5 protein-coding genes are annotated in these 4,111 nt (G+C 70.3%); all 5 read right to left on the reverse strand.

What is annotated here, in order from left to right; genetic code table 11:
• Positions 1 to 515, reverse strand: a 515-nt coding sequence (locus F8M74_RS36920; RefSeq protein WP_205604108.1) for a hypothetical protein, incomplete at its 3' end; no start/stop codon positions are given.
• An 87-nt stretch (positions 516 to 602) separates the two neighbouring features.
• Positions 603 to 1,049, reverse strand: a complete 447-nt coding sequence (locus tag F8M74_RS36925) for a cyclic nucleotide-binding domain-containing protein (protein WP_141259132.1) — start codon at positions 1,047 to 1,049, stop codon at positions 603 to 605.
• A 41-nt stretch (positions 1,050 to 1,090) separates the two neighbouring features.
• Positions 1,091 to 2,434, reverse strand: coding sequence for an AgmX/PglI C-terminal domain-containing protein (locus tag F8M74_RS36930; RefSeq protein WP_141259133.1), 1,344 nt, complete (start codon positions 2,432 to 2,434; stop codon positions 1,091 to 1,093).
• Positions 2,435 to 2,438: 4 nt separating this feature from the next.
• Positions 2,439 to 2,714, reverse strand: a complete 276-nt coding sequence (locus F8M74_RS36935) for a hypothetical protein (RefSeq protein ID WP_140789045.1) — start codon at positions 2,712 to 2,714, stop codon at positions 2,439 to 2,441.
• Positions 2,715 to 2,721: 7 nt separating this feature from the next.
• On the reverse strand, positions 2,722 to 4,111 hold a 1,390-nt coding region (locus tag F8M74_RS36940; RefSeq protein WP_141607862.1), incomplete at its 5' end, for a tetratricopeptide repeat protein.

Consider the following 4,111-nt stretch of genomic DNA (forward strand, 5'->3'; position numbering starts at 1 on the left):
GTAGGGGGACGGGTGGGGTCTCCTCCGGGGAGGTTGTTGGGCTCCTCCACCTCCACGAAGAGATTTTCATCGGTGCGGAAGGCGAGCTGGCCGATGCACTCCTCGGCCTCCGAGCGGAGCTGTCCCACCTTCTGCCGGGCGATCATCACCTTGGTGAATTCGTGCTCGCTGGACGAGGACTCCTGGCGGGACACCGCCTCCTGGAGGGACACGTCCGCCTGCTCGGAGATGCGCAGCAGGCCCTTGATTTGGGTGAGCTTCTCGTTGGCGCAGTTGAGCTTCACCACGTCCTTGGTACGCCGGGCCTCCTCCACCTTCCCCAACACCGAGCGCAGCACCTCGCGCATGCCACCCAGGGCCTGCGTGCTGCGCACCAGCTTCGCCGAGTCCGGCACGTCGCTGGCCTTCTCCAGCGCCGCGGTGGCGGCGGGAGGGGCTGGCGGCGCGGCGGGGGACGGGCTTTGTGCCGTCGCCATGCCGGCGGCCAGGACGGCGAGCATTCCGACGTTGCGCATGCGGCTCACGATGCCGCAGAGCGTAGAGGCAGGGGTGGGGGGTGTCAAACCAACACGAGGGCGATGAAAGTGGTCAGGACTGACTAATCAGTCCTTCGTTGCGAGACGAACATTGGCCTCGCGCAGACGGGCAGACAGGCTCCTGGCGATATTCACCACGATGAAGGTGAACCCATCTCCATGTGTCCTCCGGAACTCGCGAAGGTCCTGCGCACTGAGCTGAAGCAGGTCCACGTCCGTCTTCGCGCACACGGTGGCGGAGCGGAAGTCCTTGTCGATGAGGCCCATCTCCCCGAAGAACTCGGGTGGGGACAGCACCGCGAGCGGATGCAGGCCGCCCTGGGGCTGACGGCGCGCAACCTCCACCTGGCCGCGGACGACGACGAAGAGGCTGTCGCCCAAATCCCCTTCTTCGAAGATGACGTCCCCGGCAGCGAAGTGCCGCGCCCGCGCCAGCTCGGCGAGGTGGCCGAGCTCCGCGGATGAGAGCATCTCGAAGAGCGGCGATGCGGCGATGACGGACAGCTTCTCCATGGTCCCCCCGGGGCCCGGGCTGGGTGCTCCCGGCCGGGAGCCTAGCCCGCCGGCGCGAAGACGAAGGGGTAGGAAACGGCTGTCTCGTCGTCGGGTTTGAAGGGGAACACCCAGCTGCGGATGGTGGTGCGGATGCAGCTGCCCACCGCCTCGCTGCCCAGGGTGTTCTCCTCGATTTCGATGTCCCCGGCGCGGCCGGACGTCTTGATGGTGAAGCGCACCACCACCTTGCCCTTGAGTCTGGGGTTCCGCTTGAGCTCCTTCTCGTAGCAGCTCTGGATGGCGGCCTTGCGCGCGCGCACGTAGCGGGCCAGCGCGTCGCGGTCCACGTCGGCGCTTTCGATTTCGGGCGTGGCGTCCTGCACGCGGCCCTTCACCACCGTCTCCTTCTTGTCGCCCAGGTCCACCTTGCCGCCGCCCTGGGTGCCAATGGCGCCGATGTCCGTCACCGTGCCCGTGCCGCCGCCGCGAGGACCGCCGGTGGCGCCCACGGAGGCCTCGCGGGCCACCCCCACGCCGCCCGCGCCCGCCAGGGCCTCGGCGATGTCACCGCCGCCACTGGCGCCGCCCAACACGTCCGCGAAGGCACCCTGGCCACCGCCGCTATTGGAGCCCAGAATCTTCAGCAGGCCCTTGCCGGAGACCTTCTTCACCACCTCCGCGCGGCGCTGCTGGGCGGCGTCACCCGCGGGCTTGTTCTCCGCGGGTGTGTCCTCCTTGGGCGCGGCATCGGGCTTGTCGCTCTTGGGCGCTTCGGCGGCGCCGGTGTCCGCCGGCTTGGGGGCCTCCACCGGGCGCTGGGGGATGATGGCGCGCACGAAGCGGTCATCCAGTTCGTCCAGCTCCAGCTCGGCCACCTGCGGCGTCTCCGAGGTGATGATGAGGGCGGCGCCGGAGAAGTGGACCAGGAGCGAGGCGGCGAGGATGCCGAAGAAGACGCGGTCCATCGTCTTCCACCGGCTGACCATGACGTCCGCGGGCAGCACCGGCTTCGCCTCGTCGGGCGGCGGCGTGACGAATTGGAAGAAGAGGGTGGCGTCACCCAGCTCCACCTTGCCGCGAGCGCTCTCCGGCAGGGGCAGGACGTGCAGGTCGCCGCGGCGGGTGGCCACGCCCTGCGCGCGCAGGGATTCGAAGTCCACGTCGGACGAGCCCAGGTTGACGCGGCCCTTCATGTCCGGCGCGATGACGAGCTGGAACTGCTGGTTCTGGTTCTCCAGCAGGGCGAAGCGGGCGGGCCGGCCCTCGGTGGCGGGCAGGACGATGGTGTTCTTCGCGTCGTGGCCGATGGTGACCGCTTCGCGGCGGACGTGGTGCTCTTCGACGATGCGGCCGTTCTGGATGACGCCGACGCGGAGCAGCTTGTTCTGCGAGGTGGCGGCCATGGGACTAGAAGGGTTCCTGTTCCACGCTCTTCTCGACCTTGGGCACGAAGCTCTCGGTGCGGCTGAGGTCGTCGAAGCTCAGGTTGGAGCGCTGGAGGATGTACATGGCCTGGGGCTTCTGGATGCGTCCTTCGACGGTGATGGCTTCCAGGCGGATGACTTTGCGCGGGGCCTTCTTCGGCGACGCGGCGCCGCTGCTGGACGAGGAGGCCTGACTGGCGTCCTGGGCCAGTACGGGCGCGGCGGCGAGCAGCACGATGAGGGCGAAGGCGGAGCGCATGGCGGATTTACTGGGAGTCGGTGGTGAGTCTACCCGAGCCGGTGGGCACCGGGGCAGCGGACGCGCCGTCCGGTGACGGTGCCGGGCTGCTTGGGGCGGAGGTGGTGGAAGGTGAGGCGTCAGGCGCCGCGACGCGCGTGCCTGGCTCCGGGTTGGACACCGAGGGGGCGGGCGGTGTTCCCTCGGGGGGCCTGTCCTCGGCGGCTTTCTGCGCCTCGGCGGCCTTTCGGAGCTGGTCCTTCTGCTCGCGCTCCAGGCGGCGCTCCTCGCGGTCGATGAGCTTGCGCGCGTCCTTCACGTACTGGGGGACGCGTTCGTCGCGTCCGCCGCGCGCCTGGTAGTTGTCGAAGTGGGTGAGGGCCGTCTTGTAGCGCTTCAGCGGCTCCATTCCCGGCGGCTCCACGTCGAGGTAGAGGATGGCCAGGTTGAAGTACGCGTCCGCGGCGCTCGGCATCAGCAGCAGCACCTGTTCGTACTCGGCGCGGGCCCGCGCGAAGTTCCCCTGGCCCCGGTGGGCGTTGCCCAGGTTGAGGCGGGCCGACGCGAAGTCCGGCGCGGCGCGCACTGCGGCCTCCAGTTCGGTGACGGCGGCCGCGTAGTCCTGCGCCTCGTTGAGCATGGCGCCGAAGTTGTTGCGCGCCTCCGCGAAGTCCGGCCGCAGCTGCGCGGCCGTCTTGAAGGACTCCAGGGCTTGGGGACGCGAGTCGAGCGCCAGGTACACCAGCCCTAGCGCGTTGTGCGTGGCCCCGTCCTTCGGGTCGATGGCGCGGGCGTTCTCCAGCACCATGCGCGCCAGCTCGTGCTTGCCCTCACGGTAGTAGACCTGCGCCAGCACCTGCATGGCGCGCACGTGCCGCTCGTCGCCCTTCAGCGCCTGCTTGGCCTCGGCCGAGGCGGCGGCGTGGTTCTTCGCCTGGAGCAGGGTGATGGCCAGCGCGGTGCGCAGCGCGACCGAGTCCGGCTGGGAGGACAGTCGCTCGCGCAGCTCGGCTTCCAGCTTCGCCGTGCGGCCGGTGCGGCCATACAGGCGCGCCAGGCAGTCCCACGCGGACTGCTGCTCGGGGGCCACGTCCAGCGCCTTGCGGTAGGAGCGCTCCGCGTCCGCGGTCTTCCCCATCCGCTCCTGGACGATGCCCAGGTTCGTCCACGCGTAGTCCAGCTTCGGGTCCAGCTCGACCAGGGTGCGCAGCGCCGCTTCGGCCGCGGTCAGCTCGCCCCGGCGCGCAATCTCCACGGCCTCGACGAAGTCGCGCTCGGAGCCGCGCGGCGCTTCCGGACGGGACAGGGGCGGTGACGCGGGGGCCGGCGTCTCCGCGGTGGCGCCCGCGTCCGGCGGTGTCGCGGCGGTGGAGCCCGCGTCCTCGGTGGCGGGGGGCTCCTCGGGCGTTGGCCGGGGG

It is taken from the genome of Myxococcus sp. CA023 (genome assembly GCF_010998615.1).
GTDB lineage: Bacteria > Myxococcota > Myxococcia > Myxococcales > Myxococcaceae > Myxococcus.